Origin of the sequence: Lentzea kristufekii (assembly GCF_033949925.1) — a bacterium.
Classification (GTDB): Bacteria; Actinomycetota; Actinomycetes; order Mycobacteriales; family Pseudonocardiaceae; genus Lentzea; species Lentzea kristufekii.
Map to the genome: position 1 here is coordinate 46,572 of NZ_JAXAVV010000028.1, position 20,229 is coordinate 66,800.

Here is a 20,229-nt window from a genome sequence, read left to right on the forward strand (position 1 = left end):
GGTCACTGCGCGGTGAAGTCGGCCGCGTGGTCGCGGGCCCACTGCGCGAACGTCCGGTACGGCCTGCCGGTGAGCTTCTCGTAGTCGGGCGACACGACGAACTCGTAGTCGGCGAAGTCGTCGGGGTCGCCGCCTTCGTAACCGGCGATGCCGAGGACGTAGCGCGCGATCTCCTCAGGCCAGCCGACGCTCACGTAGTAGGCGAGCGCCTCCTCCACGGTGACGTCGCGGAACGTCAACGAGCGCCCGATCGCGGCGCCGATGTCCCGTGCCATGTCCCGCTGGGTGATCTGCGGCGGGCCGGACAGGTCGTAGGCCTTGCCCGCGTGGCCGTCCTCCTGCAGGACCTTGATCGCCACGTCGGCGATGTCGGCTTCGTGGATCGGCTGCCCGAACGCGTCCGGTTCGGGGTGCACGATCGTGCCGTCCGCACGGATCGACGGTCCCCAGAGGTCGATCTTGTTGACCGCGAACTCGCCCGGCCGCAGGTGGGTCCACTCGACGCCGGACGCCTCGACGGCCTGCTCGACCGGCAGGTGGTGGCTGGTGTCGTAGCCGTAGGTCACCGCGCCCGAGGACAACGTGACGATCCTGCGCACACCTGCCCGCACCGCGCGGTCGACCACCTCCTGCGCGGTCGGCGGGTGCACGAACAGGTAGAGCTTCTCCACGTCGTCGAACGGAATGCTGTCCGGATCGTCGAGGTCCGCCTTCACCGTCTCCACGTGCGCGGGGAAGGCGGCCTTGGCCGGGTCGCGGGTGATCGCCCGCACATGACCGCCGAGCCCCCGCACCACCAACCGGCCGACGTTGCCCGTCGCGCCGGTGACCAGCGTCGTCATCGCATGCCCCCTTCGATGCCGTCCAGCAACCTGTCGAGCCCGTAGTTCCACGAGCGGTGCATGTTCTCCGCGAGCGTGCCTTCGGTGTCGTAGGCGCCGGCGTTCCACAGCGCCGTCATCGCCGGGTAGCGCTCGACGTCGAAGTAGTCGTCCCAGAACACCTGGCGCGCGCCCCACCACGAGTCACCCGACTCGCCGGTCGCCGCCGCGAGCTGTTGATCGTCCACTTCGGACGCGGCGGCGCCGTGCACGAAGCCCTCGACCGCCACGTGCGCGACGGTCACCTGCCTCGGTTCCAGGCCGGAGTCGGCGAGTGCGGCCAGCACGAACTCCTGGCCGTCCATGAGTCCCGGGCCGAGCGGCGGCCGCACCATCGACACGTCCCGCATCCACGGATGTGCCTGGTAGACCGCACGGGTGCGGTCGGCGTAGTGCTTGATGCGCTCACGCCAGGTGCCCTCGGGCGTGAGGTCGCGTTCCTGCAGCACCGCGTCGGCCATGAGGTCGATCAACTCGGCCTTGCCGGGCACGTGCGTGTAGAGCGACATCGTGCCGACGGTCAGTTCCTGCGCGACGCGGGCCATCGACATCGCGCCGAGCCCCTCGCGGTCGGCCACCGCGATCGCCGCGGTGACGATCTGGTCGACGCTCACCTTGGGCTTCCTGCCGACCGGCTTCGGCTCCTGCGGCGTGCGCCAGAGCAGTGCGAGCGTCCTGGCCGGGTCTCCCCCGCCGCTGCGTTCGGCGGCCATCCGTCCACCCCATTTCCGTAGGCCATACGGAAACAATACCGTATGGCCTACGGAAACGGGTCAGCGGTTGACGTACCACGTCACGGCGACCTTGTCGGCGGAGACCGTCTTCGGCTCCGCGCACACCTCGTGCGTGAACACGACTCCGACCGCCCAGCACATCCGGGTGGGAGTCCGGGCCGTGTACCCCCGCGACTCCAGGTGCTCGCGCACCACCTCGGGCGCGCGGTCCCCGGTCATGACCACCTCGCGGGAGCAGTTGCCGGAACCGCAGTGACCCGCACCCTCGGCCACCTCCAGCCCAGGCGGCCCTGGAAGCACGCCTTCGTCACGTGGCTTGGCCTCCAGCTCGTCGAGCAGCACGACCACGGTGATGAAGAAGCCCACTCCGACCATCGCGACCAGCCACCCGACACCAGCCACGAGCCGGCTTTCCACGGCCAGGCCGACGGCACAGATGAACGCCGTGACCAAGGCGTAGAGCCAGAACCTCTCGGCGTACGAGGGCACCAACGGCCCGGACCACCCCAGCTGGCGCGGCACGACGAACCACGCGTGCAAGGCCACCAGGGTCATCCCCACGGCGAACCCCGTCCGCCAGGTGCGAGCGAGCGCGCACCACAGCACGATCGGGACCATTCCGAACAGGCTGATGCCCGACGCCACCACGCTCACCGACAGCCCCGCGACGAACGGCACGATCCGCCACCAGTGCGTCCCCCAAGTCGACATGGCGCCAGTAAAGCGGAAACGCCGCCCCGAAGATCGGGACGGCGTTTCCTCGTGGTGGGAGCTGGGTTCAGGAGCGCCAGGCCAGCGTCGTCAGCATCTCCTTGCCGCGTTCGGCGCTGCGCGGGTGGCTGAGCACGTCGTAGCGGCCGCCCACGAGCTGGGTGACCGAGGCGAAGTCACGGCGGCCGCGCGTGGCGGCGTACCGGGTGGCGGCGCTGACCAGCCCGAAGATCGTACCGACCACGAGGCCCGTGACGATCGGGGCGAGAGCGCCGCCGGTCGAGAACAGGCCCAGCAGCAGACCGACGAACAGACCGAACCAGGCACCGGACGCGGCTCCCGCGCCGAGGACGCGGCCCCAGGTCAGACGGCCGGTGACGCGTTCGACGATCATCGGCTCGACGCCGACGATGGTGACGTCCGCGACCGGGAAGTCGTTGTCCGCCAGGTGGTCCACGGCCCGCTGGGCCTCTTCGTAGGTCCCGTAGGAACCGATGGGCCAGCCGGTGGGCGGAGTGGGCAGTGCGTTGACGCCCGTGGAATTCGTTCCCGTGGCGAACGGAGTCGCGGTGGTCATTTCCAACACCTCCGAATTGCGATCCCTACACCTGGTATTACGAACGCGCGCCTGCCTTTGTTCCCAGAGTTGAGCTGGTGTGACTCAGCTCCCTGCCGGTAAGCGTGATGACCAGCGATTCCGGCGTTTCCTGAGAATTCTCAGGTTTCTCGCCGACACGACCGCCGCCATTCCTGCTTTGTCAGCGCGTACTCGACCTCACCGTGTTCGGCGCCGGGCAGCGGATCGGGGAAGTCGACGTGGAACGTGCGGACGTGCCGCAGCCCGCACTTCTCCATCACGCGCCGCGATCCGGCGTTGACGAACATCGTCGTGGCGACGACCCGCAGGGCACCGCCCGTGGTGAAACCGCGTTCGATCAGTGCCCTTCCGCCTTCGGTGGCGTAGCCGAGGCCCCAGAACGCGCGGTGCAGCCGGTAGCCGAGCTCGACCTCGGTCGTGCCCTGGAACTCGAACCAGCCGACGAACCGGCCGGTCGCCTTCTCGACGGCCGCGTGGAAGCCGCCACCGAGGTAGTTCCCGACCGGTGCCGGATCGAGATACCGCATGACCTCGGGGTCGGCGTGCAGCGCGCGCAGTGCGTCCACATCGGATCGGCCGAGGGGTCGCAGCGTCAGGCGTTCGGTGTCCACGAGGAGATCCTGACGCGGTCGTCCACCGCTTTTGACCTGTCTACGACGGGTTCTGCGGCGTGATCGTCTCCAGGACGTTCCCGGCGGCGTCCCGCACGACCACGCGGGCGTCGGGGTGCCGGTCGAGCAGGCGTGCTGCCAGCACGAACGTGCCGTTGCCCATCGTGGCGGGCACGTCCGCGGCACCGGGGCTGGTGTAGGTGATCGACGCCGCGCGCGGGTCGAGGACCAGGCCGACCGCCGCGGCGCTGGTGCTGCCGCCGTCGTAGTACTCCCCCCGCTCGTTGACCTTGAACGGCTTGAAGTCGTAGAACACCGACATCGCCGCGACGGTCTCGCCGCGGATCTCCGTCAGGTCGTCGAGGTCGAACACCGATCCGGGCGTCGGGTCGTTGTCCGCCTCGCGGCAGTAGAGCAGCAGGTCGCCGAAGCGGCCGGTGACGATCGTGTCGGTGGCGCTGACCTTCGCGGTGAGGCCGTGCACGAACTGATCGGGGTCCGGGACCGCCCGGTCTTTCAGGCAGGCGGCGAACCGCGCGGCCTCCGGCGTGTCACGAGCGGCGGGCGGCAGTGGCCGGTCGACGACGGACGCGGTGGGCTTCGGCACGCCCCGCACGGCCGACTCCTCGCCGTTGACCAGCGCCTTCGTGCCGTTCTCCGCCTTCTGGAACCCGCTGGGCGCCAGGAACAGGCCGTCCACCAGCGCGGGCATCGTCGTGCTCCGGCCGGCGTCGGCGATCTGGGACAGGCTGAGGAACCTGACGTCCGAGGAGACCAGGCCCGCCATCGTGCCGCTCGGCGTGGTGAACAGGACCTCCACCTGACGCCAGCCCTCGAGCACGGCCGGATTGGGCACCGAGATCGTCGTGGTGGTGGCGGTGTTCGCACAGAAGAACACGCCGGCCGGAACGCGGAACGCGGTCAGGACCGTGCCGTTCTTGGCGCTGGTCGCCATCGGCTGCCACTGCTCGGCGGGCGGGTGCTCCTTCGCGACGGCGGCGCAGCGGGCCAGCGCGTCCGGGGCGACCTTGCCGGTTTCGACGTGGTTGACGAGCTTGCGGTCCTTGCCGACGAACTCGCCGTTGTACTGCATCGGCGGGGCCGCCGGGTCGGCTGAGCCACCGAGAAGGGCCTGACTCGCGATGACCGCCCCGGCGGCGAGCACACCGACGCCGGCGGCGATCAGGAGCGGCCTGCCGTTGCGGGCAGCCGGGCTCATGCCTTCGGACAGCCGCCGGCGGGCCCGCATGCGGACGTCGTCGGGCATGGGACGGTGTTCGGGCAGCTGGTCGATCATCCGTTGTCCTCGGGGGTCAGGTCGCGCAGCCGGGCGCGGGTGCGGGAGACGCGGGCGCGCACGCTCGACTCGGTGATGCCGAGGAGCGCGGCGGCGTCGGCGGTGGACACGTCGCCGAGCAGGCAGAGCTGGGCGATCTCGCGTTCGGAGGCGGGCAGCTTCGCGATGGCGGCCACCACCTGGACCAACCTGCGCTGGGCGTCGGTGCGGGCGGCGACCTCGTCGGCGTGGTCGCGTTCGTCCTGCGGTGTCAGCTTCGTGACCAGCCGCAACGCTCTGCGCGAGGCCCGCCATTCGGTGCGGGCGCGGTTCGCGGTCACCGTGTAGAGCCACGGCAGTGCCGAGTCGCGCACCAGCTGGGCGTCGCCTCGCTTGCGCCACGCCGTCAGGAACGTCGCGGAGAGCAGGTCCTCGGCCTGCGACCAGGACGCGGTCAGGCGGTAGGCGTAGTTCCAGACCGCTTCGGCGTGGCGCTCGAACAGCTCGGTGAACGCGGCGTGGTCGCCTTTCGCGATCTGTTCCCAGAGGCGCGTGTCGGGCGGCCCGACGTTCGCACGCTCGGTCGTCTCAGTCATCACACTCCGCCTGGGGCCGTCACAGGTCAGTGTGCTGCGTGACGCGCGTCACCAGACGGGAAGGGAGCCGCCCCTCATTCGAGGCGTGAATGGCGCCGATGGCAAGATCTTCGCCGTGCCGATCGAGCAGAAGCAGCCCGGCAATGTCGAGGCGGAGACCCAGGTGTTCGCGAAGATCACGATCCCGGAGCAGGACGCGGCGACGATTCCGGGAGTTTCCCCGGTGACGCCCGCACCCGCGGCGGTCACTCCGCCGGCACCCGCTCCGGCGGCCACTACCGCAGGCGCCGAGGTCAAGCCCAAGTCGCTGACCCGGCGGTTGGCCCGCCGGATCCTCGGCCCGACCTTGATGACGAAGAAATAGGCCCTGCGACAGCTATCGGTCCGGGACCTGCCCCAAGCCTCCGCAGACTCGGCAGGCGGACCGGTCCTCGTTGAGCCCAGAACCAAGGCAACGGCTGCACTCCTTCACAGAAGAACAGTGTCCGCTTCTACTCCAAGTGGTGGCATCCGCCAAGCAGGGACCCTCCCAGCAATAATGGGTGACCCCCATCGTTCACGCTCGGTGATCAGGCCTGGGAGGACGGTCCGGCTGGAATCTCGTTGGCGCGTGCGACGTTGCCTGCGACGATGCCTCCGCTTTCCCCGTGCGGGAGCTTCCACCAGCCGGAGCACCCGCGCGGGCACGGATGCGACATCTCGTGCAGCACAAGGCCTTGCGGTCCGGGAACGGGTTGCTGCCACGACATGGTTCCGGACCCCGCGCACAGCAGGCAGGTGTCCTCTTCGCACTCCACACCTGTAGGTACTCCACACGGGACACTTCAGGCAATCGCTGGATCGAGGGGAGATCACCGATGGCAGTCGCGGTCGTGACGGGAGCGGGTTCCGGGGTGGGGCGCGCGGCGGCGCGAACCCTGTTGGGGGCGGGGTTCCAGGTGGCGCTGGCGGGCCGGCGCGAGAACGCGTTGACCGAGACCGGAGAGGGCTTTCCCGACTCAGCTCTCGTGGTGCCGAACGATGTGTCGCGTGAGGACTCGGTCGTCGCGTTGTTCGAGGCGGTCGTCGCGCGCTTCGGCCGTGTCGACGTGTTGTTCAACAACGCCGGAATGAACGTGCGCGCGACACCGATCGAGGAGTTCAGTCTCGGCGCGTGGGAGAAGGTAGTCGGGGTGAACCTGACAGGAGCCTTCTTGTGCGCCCGCGAGGCGTTCAAGGTGATGAAGACGCACGGCGGTGGCCGGATCATCAACAACGGCTCGATCTCGGCGTCGGTGCCGCGCCCGCACGCGGTGGCCTACAACGCGACCAAGCACGCGATGACGGGCCTGACCAAGTCGCTCTCGTTGGAGGGCCGTGCGTTCGGCATCGCGTGCGGGCAGATCGACATCGGCAACGCCGCGACGGAGATGACCGAGCGGATGGGCGCCGGTGTGCTGCAAGCGAACTTCGAGGTCAGCGCGGAGCCGACGTTCGACGTGCGGCACGTGGCCGACGCCGTGCTGTACCAGGCCCAGCTGCCGTTGAACGCCAACGTGCAGTTCATGACCGTGATGGCGACGACGATGCCCTACATAGGCAGGGGTTGAGCCTGGTACATGCCGCCGCCGCGTTCCAGCAGGCCGAGGTCGACGAGGTAGCGGCGGATGGTGACGTGGTCGACCTCTCCCCCGTCGCACCACGCCGCGAGCCGCTCGTTGATCTCCTTCTCCTCGTAGTAGGTCCGCGCGGTGAAGGCGTACGCGGCGACGTGTTCGAGGATCTTGCGGCGGCGTTCGTGGGCGACCGGCAGTGAGACGAGCTTGTCGCCTCGGATGAACGGCGCGAGCCCGTCGGCCGGCATGGCCTCGGTGAGCGTCGCCGCGAGCGGCTTGAGATCGGCGGGCCGGGCCGGTTCACCCTCGACCAGCCCGGCCTCGTGGAGCTTGCGCAGCGCGGTGCCGGCGTCCTTGACCTTCAGTCCGGAGGCGGTGGCGACGTCGGCCAAAGTGCCCGCGCCGAGGACGACGGCGGCGAACGCCCGCAGCCTCGCGGGTTCGGCCAAGGCGCGCACGACGGATTCCGGAGTGGTCATGCCTGCGAACCTAACGCCGCCGTCCACCTGTTTTCAGCGAGAAGCCGCCCCCTGCCAGTCCTCGCTCATCGGCCCACCAGCCCTTCGGCCATGACGTCGCCGAGGTAGCCCTCGAAGTCCGGCGTGTCCGGTTCCAGCACGTGCCGCACCCACGCCGTGCGTTCGTGGGCCAGCGGCGGGAGCTCCCAGACGCAGCCGATGAGGTCCTTCGGGATGACGGTGAAGTGCGTGAGGTCTGGGTCGGTCGAGCCGAGGAACGGCTGGTCGCCGGACACGGCGGTGCGGCAGTGCAGGACGTTGTCCCAGACCCAGTTGTAGGCGTTGAGGTACATGCCCGCGGCGCTGCGGTGCAGGACCGTCACGGTGGCGGGCGGGGTCGGGTCCTCGAAGTCCGGGTAGATCTGCGGCAGGAACGCGTAGGCGGCGTCGCGGATGTCGTCGGTGATCTCCAGCCCCGGGGTGACCACCTCGTAGCGCTTGACGTGTCTGCCGGCGACGACCAGCGGTTCCTTGACCGCCAGCTGCTTCTCGTAGAAAGCCATGGGTCGAACATATGAGCTAACCCTGACAGGGTGTGTCAGTGTGTGCCGCGTGCGCGCGAGTCGATTGGTGTCGTTGTTGCTCCTGCTGCAGAGCAAGGGGCGCTTGACGGCGCAGGCGCTGGCCGACGAGCTGGAGGTGTCGGTCCGGACGATCTACCGGGACGTGGAGTCGCTGCACGCGGCCGGGGTGCCGCTGTACGGCGACGCGGGCCCGTCCGGGGGCTACCAGCTGCTCGACGGCTACCGCACGCGGCTGACCGGCCTGACCGAGCAGGAGGCGGAGTCGCTGTTCCTGGCAGGCCTGCCGGGCCCGGCGGCGGAGCTGGGCCTCGGGGACGCCGTCGCGGCGACGCAGCTCAAGCTGATGGCGGCGTTGCCGTCGTCGATGCGTGACCGGGCCTCGCGGATGGCCACGCGGTTCCACCTCGACGCCCCGGCCTGGTACTACGACCCGGAGCGTTCGCCGTTGCTGGGGGTCGTGGCCGACGCGGTGTGGCGGGAGCGGCTGCTGGAGGTCAGCTACCGGCGGTGGCGCGCGCCCGAGGACGTGACGCGCGTGCTGCGGCCGCTGGGCCTCGTGCTGAAGGCCGGGCGGTGGTACCTGGTCGCGCAGGGGTCCACGCGGATCTCCACGTACCGGGTGTCGCAGATCCAGGCGGCCACCGTGTCGGAGGAGTCGTTCCCACGGCCGGAGGGGTTCGACCTCGCGGCGCACTGGGCGGCGTCGCTGGAGGAGTTCCAGGCGCGGCAGTACACGGGTTCGGCGGTGATCAGGCTGTCGCCCGCCGGGCGGGAGGCGTTCGGGTCGCACGTGCTGCCGGTCGTGGCGCGGGCGGCGGAGGAGTCCGTCGTGGACGACGACGGTTTCTTCGTGGCGACGATCCCGATCGAGTCGATCGCGCACGCGACCGGGATGTTGCTGCGCCTGGGCGGTGAGGTCGAGGTGCTGGAGCCCGGGGAGCTGCGGGAGCAGATGACGGCGGCGGTGCGGCGGCTGGCGTCGATCTACCTGGGGTGACCGAACCGTGCGAGGTGGTGCCAGAGGTGTTTGACGACCTGCGGTGCCGCCTCGGCGTTGTCCAGGACGTACGGGTCGAGGTGGCCGTCCCGCGCGATCGCGAGTCCCAGCTCGACGGACTCAGGACCGCGGTAGCCGGGGTGGCGCAGCAGGTCCTGTGTGGACAGCCGGAAGCCGGGGTGCTGTTCGACCGGGCACGGCAGGTCGACGTCGGGGAAGCTCTGGTCGAGGACGACCGCCTCGACGTCGTCGAGCGTGACGGGGCCGTGGACGTGGGCCTCGATGTAGTTGTCGAGGGCGTCGCGGTCGTCGGCGTCGGCGAGTTCGATCAGGGCGAAGTGCCGCGCGGTGCCGAAGTCGACGGGGTCGAACACGCTGTCGGGGTAGCAGAACGTCGTGCGGTCGAGCACCTCTTCGGTGAGGCGCACGTGCGCGGAGCCGAACCGGGGCGCGCCACCGCAGGCGAGCCGGCGGTGGTTGAGCGCGCCGTACTTCGGCCGGTCGACGGGATCGGCGTGGTCGTAGGCGCCGCCGAACAGGCGGCTCTCCCAGTCCCAGCGGGCGCCGCCCGGATGGGCGGTGAGACCGCCGTTGCTGGTGCCGGTCTCGAACTGGGAGCGGTAGACGCCGTCGCGGACGAGGGCTTCGAGGACGCCGCGGCCGGGGTGGAAGTTGAGGGTGACGCGCAGGTCTCGCGGCAGGGGCCCACCGATCGACAGGGCGTCGACGTGCGCGATGGCCTTCTCAAACACCACGCGCGAGCTCCCGGTCGTGCACCCGCGCCAACGTCAGCTGCGCGGCCAACGCCCCCAGCAGCGCCATGAACATGTCCCACTGCGTGTCCCAGACGTCGCCCTGGGTGCCGAGGAACTCGTCCGCGCCCGAGCCGGCGACCACGGCCGCCAGCCACTCGCCCAGTTCGTAGGTCGCGCTGAAGGCCAGGCACACGCAGACGACGAGGAAGAACAGCCACCCACCGGGCCGCAGCGGGGTCCGGCGCAGCAGGATCTCGCGGGCGAGCACGGCGGGCACGAACCCCTGCACGAAGTGGGCGAACCGGTCGTAGTGGTTGCGCGCGAGGTCGAACCAGTCCTGCACCCAGAACCCCGCCGGCACGCGCGCGTAGGTGTAGTGGCCGCCCAGGATCAGCACCAGCGCGTGCAGGAAGATCAGCCGGTACAGCAGCGGGGTCAGGCGGAACCGCCGGTAGGTCGCCATCAGCAGCGCCCCGCCGATGACGACGGGGGCCACTTCGAGGTACCAGGTGGCGCGGTCGTGGGGGCCGATGCCCGACGCGACCAGGGCCACGACCGTCAGTCCCAGCAGGACCAGCGGTTCGAGAACGCGTTTGTCACAGCTCACGGATCACCTTGCAGGGATTGCCGACGGCCAGTACGCGCGGCGGGATGTCGCGCGTGACGACGCTACCGGCTCCGATCACCGTGTTGTCGCCGATGGTGACTCCGGCGCAGACGATGACGCCGCCACCGAGCCACACGTTGTTCCCGATGGTGATGGGGGCGGCGGTCTCGAAGCGCTGCCGGCGGGCCTCGTGGTCCTCGACGGGGTGCAGGGCGGTGAGCAGTTGTGCTCGTGGGCCGATGGAGACGTCGTCGCCGATGGTGATGGTGGCGCAGTCCATGAGGATGGCGTCGTAGTTGAGGAAGCTGTTGGAGCCCATGTGGATCTGGTAGCCGTAGTCGCACTGGAACCGCGGCATGACCCAGGAGCCCTCGCCGAGGGAGCCGAAGAGCTTCTTGATGACGTCGCCGGAGCGGGTGGCGTTGAACTCGTCCACGAGTCGCTGCGCGGACAGGCGTTCCGCGACGAGTTCGGGGTCGGAGTCCTGGTAGAGCTCGCCGGTCATCATCTTCTGCTTCTCGGTGATCATTCCTCGAGAGTGCCCGAACGCAGCAGTGCGCGTGCCCGGGTTGCGGCGATCTCCATCAGTGCCATGATGTCCGCGGCCTCGGAACCGGGGGGCGGCTCGACCGCGAGCACCACAGGTGTGGTGGTCGGCAGCGCGGGCCGAGGGGGCAGTTGACCTGCGGGTTCGACGGAAACCACCACAGGTGTTCTGGTGCCGACGGGGCCGGCGACGCGCTGGCGCAGGGCGTCGAGGAGTTCCTGTTCCGGTTTTCCCTTGAGCAGCAGCAGGACGAACGGGTCGGCGTCGAGCAGCCAGCCGACCTGCAGGGCGAGGGCGGCGGCGTGGCGGCACGGGAGTTCCCAGCCGTCGCAGTCGCAGTCGGGTTCGAGGTCGCCGATGCCGGGCAGCAGGTCCACTCCGGACTCTTCGGCGGCGAGGACGAGGTCGCGCGGCATGTCGTTGTCCAGCAGGGCGGCGATGTGGCCGGCGTGTTCGGCGACGCGGTCGAGGAACCGTCCCCATTGGACCTCGGAGAGCACGGGAATGCTGACGGTGGTGCTGTAGACGGTGTCGTCGTCGTGGACCTGGGCGTGCAGGCGGCCGGGGCTGACGGTGATCGGGCCGACGACGCCGGCGTGGGCGTAGCGGCGGCCCAGGCGGATCAGGCCGGTGTCGAGCGCGGTGTCCGACAACGCCTTCACCCAGGCCTTGCCCCACCAGGTGCCGGCGACGCGGCGCGTCACCTTGGGGAACGCGGCAAATCCGCGTGCGGTCACTACGTGCTCCTCAGCTGGACGAGCTCGGCCAGTTCGGCGTCGGTGAGTTCGGTGAACGCGGACTCTCCCCCGTGCAGGACGGCGTCGGCGAGGTCGCGCTTGTCCTGCAGGAGCGCGGCGATGCGTTCCTCGACGGTGCCCTCGGTGACGAGCTTGTGCACCTGGACGGGCCTGGTCTGGCCGATGCGGTAGGCGCGGTCGGTGGCCTGGTCCTCGACGGCGGGGTTCCACCAGCGGTCGAAGTGGATGACGTGGTCGGCGCGGGTGAGGTTGAGGCCGGTGCCGGCGGCTTTCAGCGACAGCAGGAACACGGGTGCGCGGCCGTTCTGGAAGTCGTCGACCATCCGCTCGCGCTGCGGCACCGGGGTGCCGCCGTGCAGGAACCGCGTGGGCTGCGTGATGTGCTGCTCCAGCAGCCGGGCCATGCCGACGTACTGGGTGAAGATCAGCGCCGAGCCGCCCTCGGCGACGATCGTCGCGAGCAGTTCGTCGAGCAGGTCGAGCTTGCCGGACGTGCCCTGCAGCGCGGGGTGGCCGAGGTAGTGCGACGGGTGGTTGCAGATCTGCTTGAGCCCGGTCAGCAGCTTGAGCACGAGGCCGCGGCGGGCCATGCCGTCGCTGGACGCGATCTGCTCGAGGGTCTCCCTGGTGAGCGCCTCGTACAGCGCGGCCTGCTCCACGCTCAGCGAGACGTACCGGTCGGTCTCGGTCTTGGCGGGCAGTTCGGGGGCGACGCCGGGGTCGGACTTGCGGCGGCGCAGCAGGAACGGCCGGACGACCTTGGCGAGGGTGTCGTCGGGTTCGGGCCAGCGGGTGCGGAACGCGCGGTGCGTGCCGAGCAGGCCCGGTGTCGTCCAGTCCAGGATGGACCACAGCTCCGACAGCGAGTTCTCGACCGGAGTGCCCGACAACGCGACGCGTGCGGCGGCGGGGATCGAGCGCAACGCCTTGGCGGTGCCGGAGTGCGGGTTCTTGACGTGCTGGGCCTCGTCGGCGACGACCATGCCCCACGGGTGCGCGCGCAACGCCTCGGCGTCCAGGCGCATGGTGCCGTAGGTGGTGAGCACCACGCCTTCGGTGGAGAGGGTCCGTTGTGGACCGTGGTAGCGGGTGACGGGTGTGCCGGGGGCGAAGCGGTGGATCTCGCGTTCCCAGTTGCCCAGCAGCGAGGCCGGGCAGACGACGAGCGTGGGCTGGTCGTGGCGGCGGTGCAGGTGCAGGGCGATGAGCGTGATGGTCTTGCCCAGGCCCATGTCGTCGGCGAGGCAGGCGCCGAGTCCGAGGCCGGTCATGTGGGCGAGCCAGCGCAGTCCGTGCAGCTGGTAGTCCCGCAGTCGCGCCTGCAACACGGCGGGCTGCGGGAACTGCGGGATGGTCGTGATGGCGGTGGCGAGGCTGTGCGGGGCGACCTCGACGTGTTCGCCGCCGATGATCGCCACGCCGGTGAGGGCGGCGGTGACGGCCTGGGCCGCGGTGACGGGTTCGAGTCGCTGCCGTGCCTTGCGGCGCAGCTTCGGGTCGACCAGCACCCACTGGTCGCGCAGCTTCACGATCGGCCGGGACGCCTCGGCGACGAGGTCCATCTCGGCGTCGGTGAGCTCCGAGCCGCCGAGCGCGATGCGCCAGTCGAACGAGAGCAGGTCGCCTGCCTGCAGTGGTCCGCCGGGTTCGCCGATGACGGCCTTCGCGGACAGGTTGGTGGCGAGCTCGCGCGGCCAGTGGACCTCGATGCCGGTGCCGAGCAGTTCGCCGACCTCGTCGTCGGTGAGGTCGGCCTGGTCGAGCAGGCGCTGCAGCGGCGGCCAGTCGATGCGGGCCATCGCCCGGATGGCGTCGAGCTCGCGGCCGGAGCCGCGCACGTCGCGCGGGTAGGGGTCGGTGACGGCGCGCACCTGCACGATGGCCCGGAACCGCAGGTCGTCGGTGGTCTCGATGCGCAGGGAGAGGGTGATCTGCTCGTCGGCCCACGTCTTGAGCGCGGAGACGTCGCAGGCGTCGCTGCCGGCGAACGGTCCCGTGCCGGTGCGGGGCAGCGTGTCGGCGACGGCGTCGAGGAACTGGCGGAGCAGGTCGTAGTCGCCGTGCGCGGCGAGCTGGCGCAGGTGGAGCTCGTCGGCGTGGTCGAGCGGTCCGACGCGCCAGGTGTCGTACCCGCCGGCCGTCACGCCGGGCACGATCCGGCCGCGGCCGACGAGGGTGAGCGCGGTCGCGGCGGCCACCGCCCAGTAGCCGTCGCCGGACAGCGCCTCGGGTAAGGCTTCGAGCAGGGGTTTTCCGTGGAGCTGGCCGAATCTGGGCGGGTCGGCAGGCACGAACATACTATGTACCGTACACCATACGGTACGGTAGTGTCGGGCTCGTGATCGAACACACGGGCAGCGGTGACCCGGCGCGGACGCTGGCGTTGCTGTGGCGCACCCAGGAACGCGTGTCGCGCAAGGGCAAGCCGGACCTGAGCGTGGACCGCATCGTGCAGGCGGGCATCGCCCTGGCCGACGCCGACGGGCTCAAGGCGCTGTCGATGCGGCGCGTGGCCGAGTCGCTGGGCGTGGGGACGATGTCGCTCTACACCTACGTGCCGGGCAAGGGCGAGCTGATCGACGTCATGGTCGACACGGTGCAGGCCGCGACCGGGCGGGAGCCGGCCGAGGGCTGGCGCGCGCACCTCACCTACGTGGCGCGGGAGAACCTGGCGCTGTACCGGCGGCATCCGTGGTTGCTGCAGGTGGCGCCGTCGCGCACGGTGCTGGGCCCGCAGGTGGCGGCGAAGTACGACTTCGAGCTGAGCGGGCTGGACGGCATCGGCCTGTCGGACGTGGAGATGGACTCGGTGCTCGAGCTGGTGCTCGGGCACGTGCAGAACGCGGCGCGGGGGCTGACGGCGGCTGCGGTCACCGAGAAGGAGACCGGGCTGACCGACCAGCAGTGGTGGGACGCGGCGGCGCCGGTCCTGATGACCGTGTTCGACCCGGCCCGCTACCCGGTGGCGGCACGCGTGGGCGGTGCCGTCGGGGAGGCGCACCAGAGCGCGTTCAGCCCGGAGCACTCGTTCGAGTTCGGGCTGGAGATGATCCTGGACGGCGTCGAGCGGCTGATCGGGTCGCGTGCGCTGTAACTCCTGAGTGACACCTGCCGGGAAGCGTCGTTAATTCCCACGCGGTGCCATCGAGGTGCCTACAGTTACGCCACGCCGATCAACTTCACCGCTGGGAGGCCCGCTCGTGGTGATCGACTCGCAGCCCCGGCAGGCGCTGGTGCGCCGGTTCACCGGCCTGGCGCGGTCGACACCTGGGCGGCTGAGCCTGATCGTCGTGGTGCTGGTCGTGGCCAGTCTGGCCAGCGGCTGGCTGACGACGTGGAGCGTGAACCGCCAGGAGCGGGCGCTGGAGGACCTGGCGACGCGGTCGGAGCCCTTGGCGCACGCGGCGCAGGAGGTCTACCGGGCGTTGCAGGACGCGGACGCGACGGCGGCGAGCGCGTTCCTGTCCGGTGGCCTGGAGCCCGCCCAGCTGCGGGAACGCTACGAGGCGGACATCGCGCAGGCGCAGGCGGCGCTGTCGGTCGCGACGGCCTCCTCCCCCGATCTCACGGCGACGCTCGCGGCGCAGCTGCCGGTCTACACGGGGCTGATCGAGACGGCGCGCTCGAACAACCGGCAGGGTTTCCCGGTGGGCGCGGCGTACCTGCGGGAGGCGTCGGGGCTGATGCGCACGCAGCTGCTGCCGGCGGCGCAGGAGCTGTACCGGGCGGAGACGGACCGGGTGGCCCGCGCGCAGGACGAGGCGAACTTCCCGGTCGTGCCGGTGCTGGTGGCGCTGGCGTTCGTGATCGGGCTGGTGCTGATCCAGCGGTACCTGACCCGCAAGACGAACCGGCTGCTCAACGTCGGCCTGCTGGTCGCGACCGGCGCCGCCACGCTGTCGTTGCTGTGGGTGACGACGGTGTCGGTGCTGGTCATGAACGACGTGGCGGACTCGCGCGACGCCTCGGAGAAGGTCGACGTGCTGGCGCAGGCGCGGATCGCGACGCTGACCGCCCGCGGCGAGGAGACACTGACGCTGGTCGCGCGGGGTGCGGGCCAGTCCTACGAGAAGAACTTCGTCGAGGTGTCCGAACGCCTCGAAGGCCTGCTGGACCGCGCCAAGGCGCTGGAGAGCACCGAGGCCGTCGATCAGGCGATGCGGGAGTTCCGGCAGTGGCAGCAGGTCCACCAGCGCATCCGCGAGGCCGACGACGCCGGGCAGTACAACGACGCGGTGGCGCTGATCGGCAACCCGTACTTCGACACGCTGGACCAGTCCCTGGTGCGGGCGATCGGCGAGGCGCGGCAGGAGTTCAGCGACGAGGTGGCGGTGGCGCGGGCGTCGCTGGCGGGCACGGTGGTCGGGGTGCTGGTGCTCGCGCTGATCAGCGCGGCGGGATCGACGATGGGGCTGTGGCAGCGCCTGAAGGAGTACCGATGAGGCGACTGGCGCTGGCGGCGGTGATGCTGCTCGGTGCGTGCTCGGCGGGACCGGCGCCGAGCGAGGTGGTGCCGCGCAGTGCCGTGGCTCCGCAGCCGGCGAACGCGAGCACGGTGTCCGCGGCGCCGAGCAGTTCGGCGGGTGCGCCGCCGTCGTGCGACGCGACGGCGAGCCTGCGGCCGGGCCCGTTGCCGCAGGCGGGTCAGATGCCCGCGGGATCGACGATGGCGAAGATCGCGCAGCGCGGCCGGTTGATCGCCGGGGTGGACCAGAACTCGTTCCTGATGGGGTTCCGCAACTCCTTCACCGGCGAGATCGAGGGCTTCGACGTCGACGTGGCACGCCAGATCGCGAAGGCCGTGTTCGGCGACGAGAAGAAGGTGCAGTTCAAGGTCGTGACGGCGGCCGAGCGGATCCCGATGCTGCAGAGCGGCGCGGTCGACGTCGTGGTCCGCACCATGACGATCACCTGCGACCGGCTCGAGGACGTGGACTTCTCGCAGGTCTACTACCAGGCCGGGCAGCGGGTCCTGGTGCGCCGCAACTCCGGGATCACCGGGGTGGAGGGGCTCGCGGACAAGCGGGTGTGCGTGGCGTCGGGGTCGACGTCGCTGGGCAACGTGGTGAACCGGGCGAAGACGACGGTGAGCGTGCCGAACTGGACGGACTGCCTGGTAATGCTGCAGCAGGGGCAGACCGACGCGATCTCGACCGACGACACGATCCTGGCCGGGCTGGCGGCGCAGGACCCCTACACCGAGGTCGTGGGAGCGCGGTTCACCGACGAGTCCTACGGCGTCGGCGTGCCCAAGGGGCAGGAGGACCTGGTCCGGTTCGTCAACGGCGTGCTGGAGCGGATGCGCACCGACGGGACGTGGAGCGGGATCTACGGGCGGTGGCTGACGCCGCTGGGCCCGGCACCCGCGCCGCCGGTCGCGCGTTATCGGGACTAGGAGGGGTCCGCCGATGAGTGAAGAGCTCGATCTGCCCGAGACCGGGCCGTCGACGGCGCCGGGAACGGCACCCTGGTCGGCGTCGCAGGAGGCGTCCCGGTCGAACTCGGGACGCGTGCGCCGCGGCAGTGCCCGGTCGATGAGCCGGGGCCGGCTGGGTGCCGGTCTGGTCGAGGTGCCGCGGGTGCCCTACCGGGATCCGAAGACCGCGGTGCTGGAGAACCCGGAGGTTCCGGAGGCGAAGCGGTTCTGCTCGAAGTGCGGCAAGAAGGTCGGCCGCCGCAAGGACGGCAAGCCGGGCCGGGTGGAGGGGTTCTGCCCGCAGTGCGGGCACGCGTACTCGTTCACGCCGAAGCTGGCACCGGGTGAGGTGCTGCACGACCAGTACGAGGTGCTGGGCTGTCTCGCGCACGGCGGCCTGGGCTGGCTGTACCTGGCGCTCGACCACGCGGTGAGCGACCGGTGGGTGGTGCTCAAGGGCCTGCTCGACTCCGGTGACGCCGACGCGATGGCGGCGGCGCTCGCGGAACGCCGGTTCCTGGCCGAGGTCGAGCACCCGAACATCGTGAAGATCCACAACTTCATCCGCCACGAGAGCCGCGAGAGCGGCAAGCTCGTGGAGTACATCGTGATGGAGTACGTCGGCGGCGAGTCGATCAAGGACATGATCACGCAGCGCCGCCGCGACGGCCGCGGCGACGAGGCGCTGCCGCTGGCGCAGGCCATCGCCTACGTGCTGGAGATCCTGCCCGCGGTCGGCTACCTGCACGGTGTCGGGCTGCTGTACTGCGACTTCAAGCCGGACAACATGATCCACACCGAGGAACAGCTCAAGCTGATCGACCTGGGCGCGGTGCGGCGCATCGACGACCACCACTCCCCCATCTACGGCACGATCGGCTACCAGGCGCCGGAGATCGGCACGATCGGGCCGTCGGTGTTCTCCGACATCTACACGGTCGGGCGCGCGCTGGCGGTGATGAGCTTCCCGTTCGACTTCCGCGGACGCGGCAAGGACCGGCTGCCGACGGTGGAGGAGCAGCCGCTGCTGGGCCGGTTCTCCTCGTTCCACCGGCTGCTGCTGCGCGCCACGAACCCGAACCCGGAGCTGCGGTTCTCCTCGGCGGAGGACATGGCCGAGCAGCTCACCGGTGTGCTGCGCGAGGTGCTGGCGATCGAGGACGGCGTGCCCCGCCCGGGCCCGTCGCGGCAGTTCACGCCGGAACGCCGCCGCTTCGGCGTGGAGGGCACGCTCGACCTCGCGGAGGTGGCGCTGGCGTTGCCGGCACCGACCGTGAACACCTCGGACGCGGCCGCGTCGTGGCTCGCGACGGCGACGACGTCGGATCCAGCGGGGCTGCGCAAGGCACCGGAGGTCACGGTGGAGGTGCGGCTGCGGATCGTGCGCGTGCTGATCGAGTCCGGTGACACCGAGGCGGCGATGCGGGAGCTGGAGTCGCTGACGGCGCCGTCGATGTTCGACGAGCCGGAGCTCGACCCGGCGGAGGACTGGCGCCCGGACTGGTACCGGGGCCTGGCGGCGCTGGTCGACAAGCGGCCGCAGGACGCGCTGCGGTTGTTCGACGCGGTGTGCTCGGCGGTGCCGGGTGAGGCGGCCCCGAAGCTGGCGCTGGGCGTGTGCGCGGAGGCCGTCGGCGATCTCAAGGCCGCGACGGGCTGGTACGAGCTGGTGTGGCGCACGGATCACTCGTACGTGTCAGCGGCGTTCGGGCTGGCGCGGGTGCTGCTCGCGTGCGGTGACCGGGCCCAGGCCGTCGAGGTGCTGCTGTCGGTCCCGGACACGTCTTCACAACACTTGGCGGCGCAGATCGCGGCGGTCCGCGCGCAGCTCGGTGACTGCGGAGCGGAGGACCTCGTCGCGGCCGGGGAACGGTTGCACGCCTTGGACATCGACGTCCATTCGCACACGCAGCTGGCGACGGAGGTGCTGGAGGCGGCGTACGACTACGTGACCCGCAATCAAGCGGCCGAGGGCAGGGTGCTGGACTGTGCACTCTCCGAACACGAGCTTCGGCTGGGTCTCGAGCGGCGCTACCGCACGCTGGCCCGGTTCGCTGCCACGCCGGAGGAACGGATCGCATTGGTGGACCGCGCGAACGCGGTAAGGCCTAGGACGTTGGTTTGATGGACACCCTGAAGTGCCCGGAGTGCTTCGCGCCCGTCGCGGCGGAGGACCGGTTCTGCGAGGCGTGCGGACGCAACCTGCTGGTCCGCCGCACGCCGCTGGGCGGACCGACCGGTCCCGCGCAGGCCTCGTGCATCCTGTGCGGGTCGCCCGACATCGACGACGAGGACTACTGCACCCAGTGCGGCCGGCACCAGCCCTCGGCGCGCGACCGGGTCGAGTACGCGCTGGGCGCGGTGTCGGGTGTGTCGGACCGCGGCAAACGCCGGGCGCGCAACGAGGACTCGATGGCGTTCGGCCACGTCGCGGGCAAGGGTGTCGCCGCCGTCGTCTGCGACGGTGTGGCCTCGTCCGAGCGCGCGGAGCAGGCCTCGCAGGCCGCCGCCGACGCCGCGGTGGACGTGCTGCTCAACGCGCTGATCGACACCGCGGACGCCGAGCAGGCGATGGTCGACGCGGTCGCCGCGTCGTGCTTCGCGGTGGAGCAGCTGGTGGAGAACGAGCCCATGGAGCCGGGCGCGCGGGGTGTCGCGCCGTCGTGCACGTTCGTGTCCGCGCTGGTCACGGGTTCGTCGGTGACGATCGGCTGGGTCGGTGACTCGCGGGCCTACTGGTTGTCGGACGAGGGCTCCAAGCAGCTCACGACGGACGACACGTGGGCGGCGCAGCTGGTCGCGGAGGGTGTGCTGACCGAGGAGCAGGCGCGCACCGACCGCCGCGCGCATGTGCTGTCGCGGTGGATCGGCGCGGACGCCGGGCGGGTCGAGCCGCAGGTCGTGACGCTGAAGCCGACGTCGCCGGGGGTGTTCCTGCTGTGCTCGGACGGGCTGCACAACTACCGGCCGGAGCCCGAGGACCTGCAGCCGCTGCTGCCGTGCGGGCCGGAGGAGTTCGTGAAGGTCGCGCTGGAGGCGGGCGGGCACGACAACATCACCGTGGTGCTGGTGCCGTTCGCACCGGAGAGCTGACGCGTGCCGGGC

General features: G+C 70.6%; 22 protein-coding genes. 8 read left to right on the forward strand and 14 right to left on the reverse strand.

All coding sequences use genetic code 11. From position 1 onward, the window contains the following. Positions 1 to 2 precede the first annotated feature (2 nt). The 7 genes from SK571_RS39015 to SK571_RS39045 all read right to left on the reverse strand — a co-directional run bounded on the left by SK571_RS39015 (position 3) and on the right by SK571_RS39045 (position 5,407). The gene (locus SK571_RS39015; RefSeq protein ID WP_319989138.1) at positions 3 to 842 is read right to left on the reverse strand and encodes an NAD(P)H-binding protein; all 840 of its coding nucleotides are present in this window, start codon (positions 840 to 842) and stop codon (positions 3 to 5) included. Then, positions 839 to 1,594 carry a TetR/AcrR family transcriptional regulator gene (locus SK571_RS39020; protein WP_319989139.1) on the reverse strand — a complete coding sequence of 252 codons (756 nt, stop codon included), beginning with the start codon at positions 1,592 to 1,594 and terminating at the stop codon, positions 839 to 841. Before SK571_RS39020 ends, SK571_RS39015 begins: the two co-directional genes overlap by 4 nt. 60 nt (positions 1,595 to 1,654) lie before the next feature. After that, complete coding sequence (locus tag SK571_RS39025; RefSeq protein ID WP_319989140.1) at positions 1,655 to 2,326, reverse strand: hypothetical protein; 672 nt, start codon at positions 2,324 to 2,326, stop codon at positions 1,655 to 1,657. A 67-nt stretch (positions 2,327 to 2,393) separates the two neighbouring features. Continuing rightward, a complete protein-coding gene (locus SK571_RS39030) occupies positions 2,394 to 2,903 on the reverse strand; it encodes a general stress protein (protein WP_319989141.1) in 510 nt (169 codons plus the stop codon). A 140-nt stretch (positions 2,904 to 3,043) separates the two neighbouring features. Next, complete coding sequence (locus SK571_RS39035; RefSeq protein WP_319989142.1) at positions 3,044 to 3,535, reverse strand: GNAT family N-acetyltransferase; 492 nt, start codon at positions 3,533 to 3,535, stop codon at positions 3,044 to 3,046. 40 nt (positions 3,536 to 3,575) lie between these two features. Then, positions 3,576 to 4,832: a hypothetical protein gene (locus tag SK571_RS39040; RefSeq protein ID WP_319989143.1), complete on the reverse strand. Its 1,257-nt coding sequence runs from the start codon at positions 4,830 to 4,832 to the stop codon at positions 3,576 to 3,578. Next, on the reverse strand, positions 4,829 to 5,407 hold the full coding sequence (locus SK571_RS39045) for an RNA polymerase sigma factor (RefSeq protein ID WP_319989144.1): 579 nt from the start codon (positions 5,405 to 5,407) through the stop codon (positions 4,829 to 4,831). The genes SK571_RS39040 and SK571_RS39045 overlap by 4 nt, the downstream gene beginning before the upstream one ends. Before the next feature lie 85 nt (positions 5,408 to 5,492). Here SK571_RS39045 and SK571_RS39050 point away from each other — a divergent pair, with 85 nt between their 5' ends. Then, a complete protein-coding gene (locus SK571_RS39050; protein WP_319989145.1) occupies positions 5,493 to 5,771 on the forward strand; it encodes a hypothetical protein in 279 nt (92 codons plus the stop codon). A 493-nt stretch (positions 5,772 to 6,264) separates the two neighbouring features. Continuing rightward, entirely contained in the window at positions 6,265 to 6,996 is a 732-nt protein-coding gene (locus SK571_RS39055) for an SDR family oxidoreductase (RefSeq protein WP_319989146.1), read from the forward strand. Here SK571_RS39055 and SK571_RS39060 read toward each other — a convergent pair. Together SK571_RS39060 and SK571_RS39065 are read right to left on the reverse strand one after the other, a co-directional pair. Further along, positions 6,978 to 7,481: a DUF2087 domain-containing protein gene (locus tag SK571_RS39060; protein WP_319989147.1), complete on the reverse strand. Its 504-nt coding sequence runs from the start codon at positions 7,479 to 7,481 to the stop codon at positions 6,978 to 6,980. The two genes, SK571_RS39055 and SK571_RS39060, sit on opposite strands and share 19 nt — an antisense overlap. Before the next feature lie 65 nt (positions 7,482 to 7,546). Next, positions 7,547 to 8,023 (reverse strand): hypothetical protein, encoded by a 477-nt coding sequence (locus tag SK571_RS39065; protein ID WP_319989148.1) that lies wholly within the window; start codon positions 8,021 to 8,023, stop codon positions 7,547 to 7,549. Between the two features lie 49 nt (positions 8,024 to 8,072). On the opposite strand from SK571_RS39065, the gene SK571_RS39070 reads away from it, so the two are divergent. Beyond that, positions 8,073 to 9,041, forward strand: a complete 969-nt coding sequence (locus tag SK571_RS39070; RefSeq protein ID WP_319989149.1) for a helix-turn-helix transcriptional regulator — start codon at positions 8,073 to 8,075, stop codon at positions 9,039 to 9,041. On the opposite strand, the gene SK571_RS39075 is transcribed toward SK571_RS39070, so the two are convergent. Genes SK571_RS39075 through SK571_RS39095 form a run of 5 tightly spaced genes read right to left on the reverse strand, consistent with a single transcriptional unit; the run spans position 9,029 to position 14,005 of the window. Further along, a complete protein-coding gene (locus SK571_RS39075; RefSeq protein WP_319989207.1) occupies positions 9,029 to 9,793 on the reverse strand; it encodes a DUF3626 domain-containing protein in 765 nt (254 codons plus the stop codon). The genes SK571_RS39070 and SK571_RS39075 overlap by 13 nt on opposite strands. After that, positions 9,786 to 10,403 carry a DUF2238 domain-containing protein gene (locus SK571_RS39080; protein ID WP_319989150.1) on the reverse strand — a complete coding sequence of 206 codons (618 nt, stop codon included), beginning with the start codon at positions 10,401 to 10,403 and terminating at the stop codon, positions 9,786 to 9,788. The genes SK571_RS39075 and SK571_RS39080 overlap by 8 nt, the downstream gene beginning before the upstream one ends. Beyond that, positions 10,393 to 10,932 carry a sugar O-acetyltransferase gene (locus SK571_RS39085; protein ID WP_319989151.1) on the reverse strand — a complete coding sequence of 180 codons (540 nt, stop codon included), beginning with the start codon at positions 10,930 to 10,932 and terminating at the stop codon, positions 10,393 to 10,395. Before SK571_RS39085 ends, SK571_RS39080 begins: the two co-directional genes overlap by 11 nt. After that, entirely contained in the window at positions 10,929 to 11,687 is a 759-nt protein-coding gene (locus SK571_RS39090) for an SWIM zinc finger family protein (RefSeq protein ID WP_319989152.1), read from the reverse strand. The genes SK571_RS39085 and SK571_RS39090 overlap by 4 nt, the downstream gene beginning before the upstream one ends. Beyond that, positions 11,687 to 14,005, reverse strand: a complete 2,319-nt coding sequence (locus tag SK571_RS39095; protein ID WP_319989153.1) for a DEAD/DEAH box helicase — start codon at positions 14,003 to 14,005, stop codon at positions 11,687 to 11,689. Before SK571_RS39095 ends, SK571_RS39090 begins: the two co-directional genes overlap by 1 nt. Before the next feature lie 41 nt (positions 14,006 to 14,046). Between SK571_RS39095 and SK571_RS39100 the strand changes: the two genes are divergently transcribed. From SK571_RS39100 to SK571_RS39120, 5 genes are all read left to right on the forward strand, one after another. Beyond that, positions 14,047 to 14,802, forward strand: a complete 756-nt coding sequence (locus SK571_RS39100) for a TetR/AcrR family transcriptional regulator (protein ID WP_319989154.1) — start codon at positions 14,047 to 14,049, stop codon at positions 14,800 to 14,802. A 106-nt stretch (positions 14,803 to 14,908) separates the two neighbouring features. Beyond that, entirely contained in the window at positions 14,909 to 16,150 is a 1,242-nt protein-coding gene (locus SK571_RS39105) for a hypothetical protein (RefSeq protein ID WP_319989155.1), read from the forward strand. Beyond that, positions 16,147 to 17,103, forward strand: coding sequence for a glutamate ABC transporter substrate-binding protein (locus SK571_RS39110; protein WP_319989156.1), 957 nt, complete (start codon positions 16,147 to 16,149; stop codon positions 17,101 to 17,103). Before SK571_RS39105 ends, SK571_RS39110 begins: the two co-directional genes overlap by 4 nt. Before the next feature lie 13 nt (positions 17,104 to 17,116). Continuing rightward, positions 17,117 to 19,249: a serine/threonine-protein kinase gene (locus tag SK571_RS39115; RefSeq protein ID WP_319989157.1), complete on the forward strand. Its 2,133-nt coding sequence runs from the start codon at positions 17,117 to 17,119 to the stop codon at positions 19,247 to 19,249. Beyond that, positions 19,249 to 20,217, forward strand: a complete 969-nt coding sequence (locus tag SK571_RS39120; RefSeq protein WP_319989158.1) for a PP2C family serine/threonine-protein phosphatase — start codon at positions 19,249 to 19,251, stop codon at positions 20,215 to 20,217. The genes SK571_RS39115 and SK571_RS39120 overlap by 1 nt, the downstream gene beginning before the upstream one ends. Positions 20,218 to 20,229: the final 12 nt, after the last annotated feature.

Coding starts and splice junctions, on each gene's coding strand:
- SK571_RS39110 (WP_319989156.1), top strand. CDS start 16,147: ATGAGGCGACTGGCGCTGGCGGCGGTGATGCTGCTCGGTGCGTGCTCG.
- SK571_RS39095 (WP_319989153.1), bottom strand. CDS start 14,005: ATGTTCGTGCCTGCCGACCCGCCCAGATTCGGCCAGCTCCACGGAAAA.
- SK571_RS39015 (WP_319989138.1), bottom strand. CDS start 842: ATGACGACGCTGGTCACCGGCGCGACGGGCAACGTCGGCCGGTTGGTG.
- SK571_RS39060 (WP_319989147.1), bottom strand. CDS start 7,481: ATGACCACTCCGGAATCCGTCGTGCGCGCCTTGGCCGAACCCGCGAGG.
- SK571_RS39020 (WP_319989139.1), bottom strand. CDS start 1,594: ATGGCCGCCGAACGCAGCGGCGGGGGAGACCCGGCCAGGACGCTCGCA.
- SK571_RS39025 (WP_319989140.1), bottom strand. CDS start 2,326: ATGTCGACTTGGGGGACGCACTGGTGGCGGATCGTGCCGTTCGTCGCG.
- SK571_RS39045 (WP_319989144.1), bottom strand. CDS start 5,407: ATGACTGAGACGACCGAGCGTGCGAACGTCGGGCCGCCCGACACGCGC.
- SK571_RS39065 (WP_319989148.1), bottom strand. CDS start 8,023: ATGGCTTTCTACGAGAAGCAGCTGGCGGTCAAGGAACCGCTGGTCGTC.
- SK571_RS39055 (WP_319989146.1), top strand. CDS start 6,265: ATGGCAGTCGCGGTCGTGACGGGAGCGGGTTCCGGGGTGGGGCGCGCG.
- SK571_RS39085 (WP_319989151.1), bottom strand. CDS start 10,932: ATGATCACCGAGAAGCAGAAGATGATGACCGGCGAGCTCTACCAGGAC.
- SK571_RS39115 (WP_319989157.1), top strand. CDS start 17,117: ATGAGTGAAGAGCTCGATCTGCCCGAGACCGGGCCGTCGACGGCGCCG.
- SK571_RS39040 (WP_319989143.1), bottom strand. CDS start 4,832: ATGATCGACCAGCTGCCCGAACACCGTCCCATGCCCGACGACGTCCGC.
- SK571_RS39030 (WP_319989141.1), bottom strand. CDS start 2,903: ATGACCACCGCGACTCCGTTCGCCACGGGAACGAATTCCACGGGCGTC.
- SK571_RS39120 (WP_319989158.1), top strand. CDS start 19,249: ATGGACACCCTGAAGTGCCCGGAGTGCTTCGCGCCCGTCGCGGCGGAG.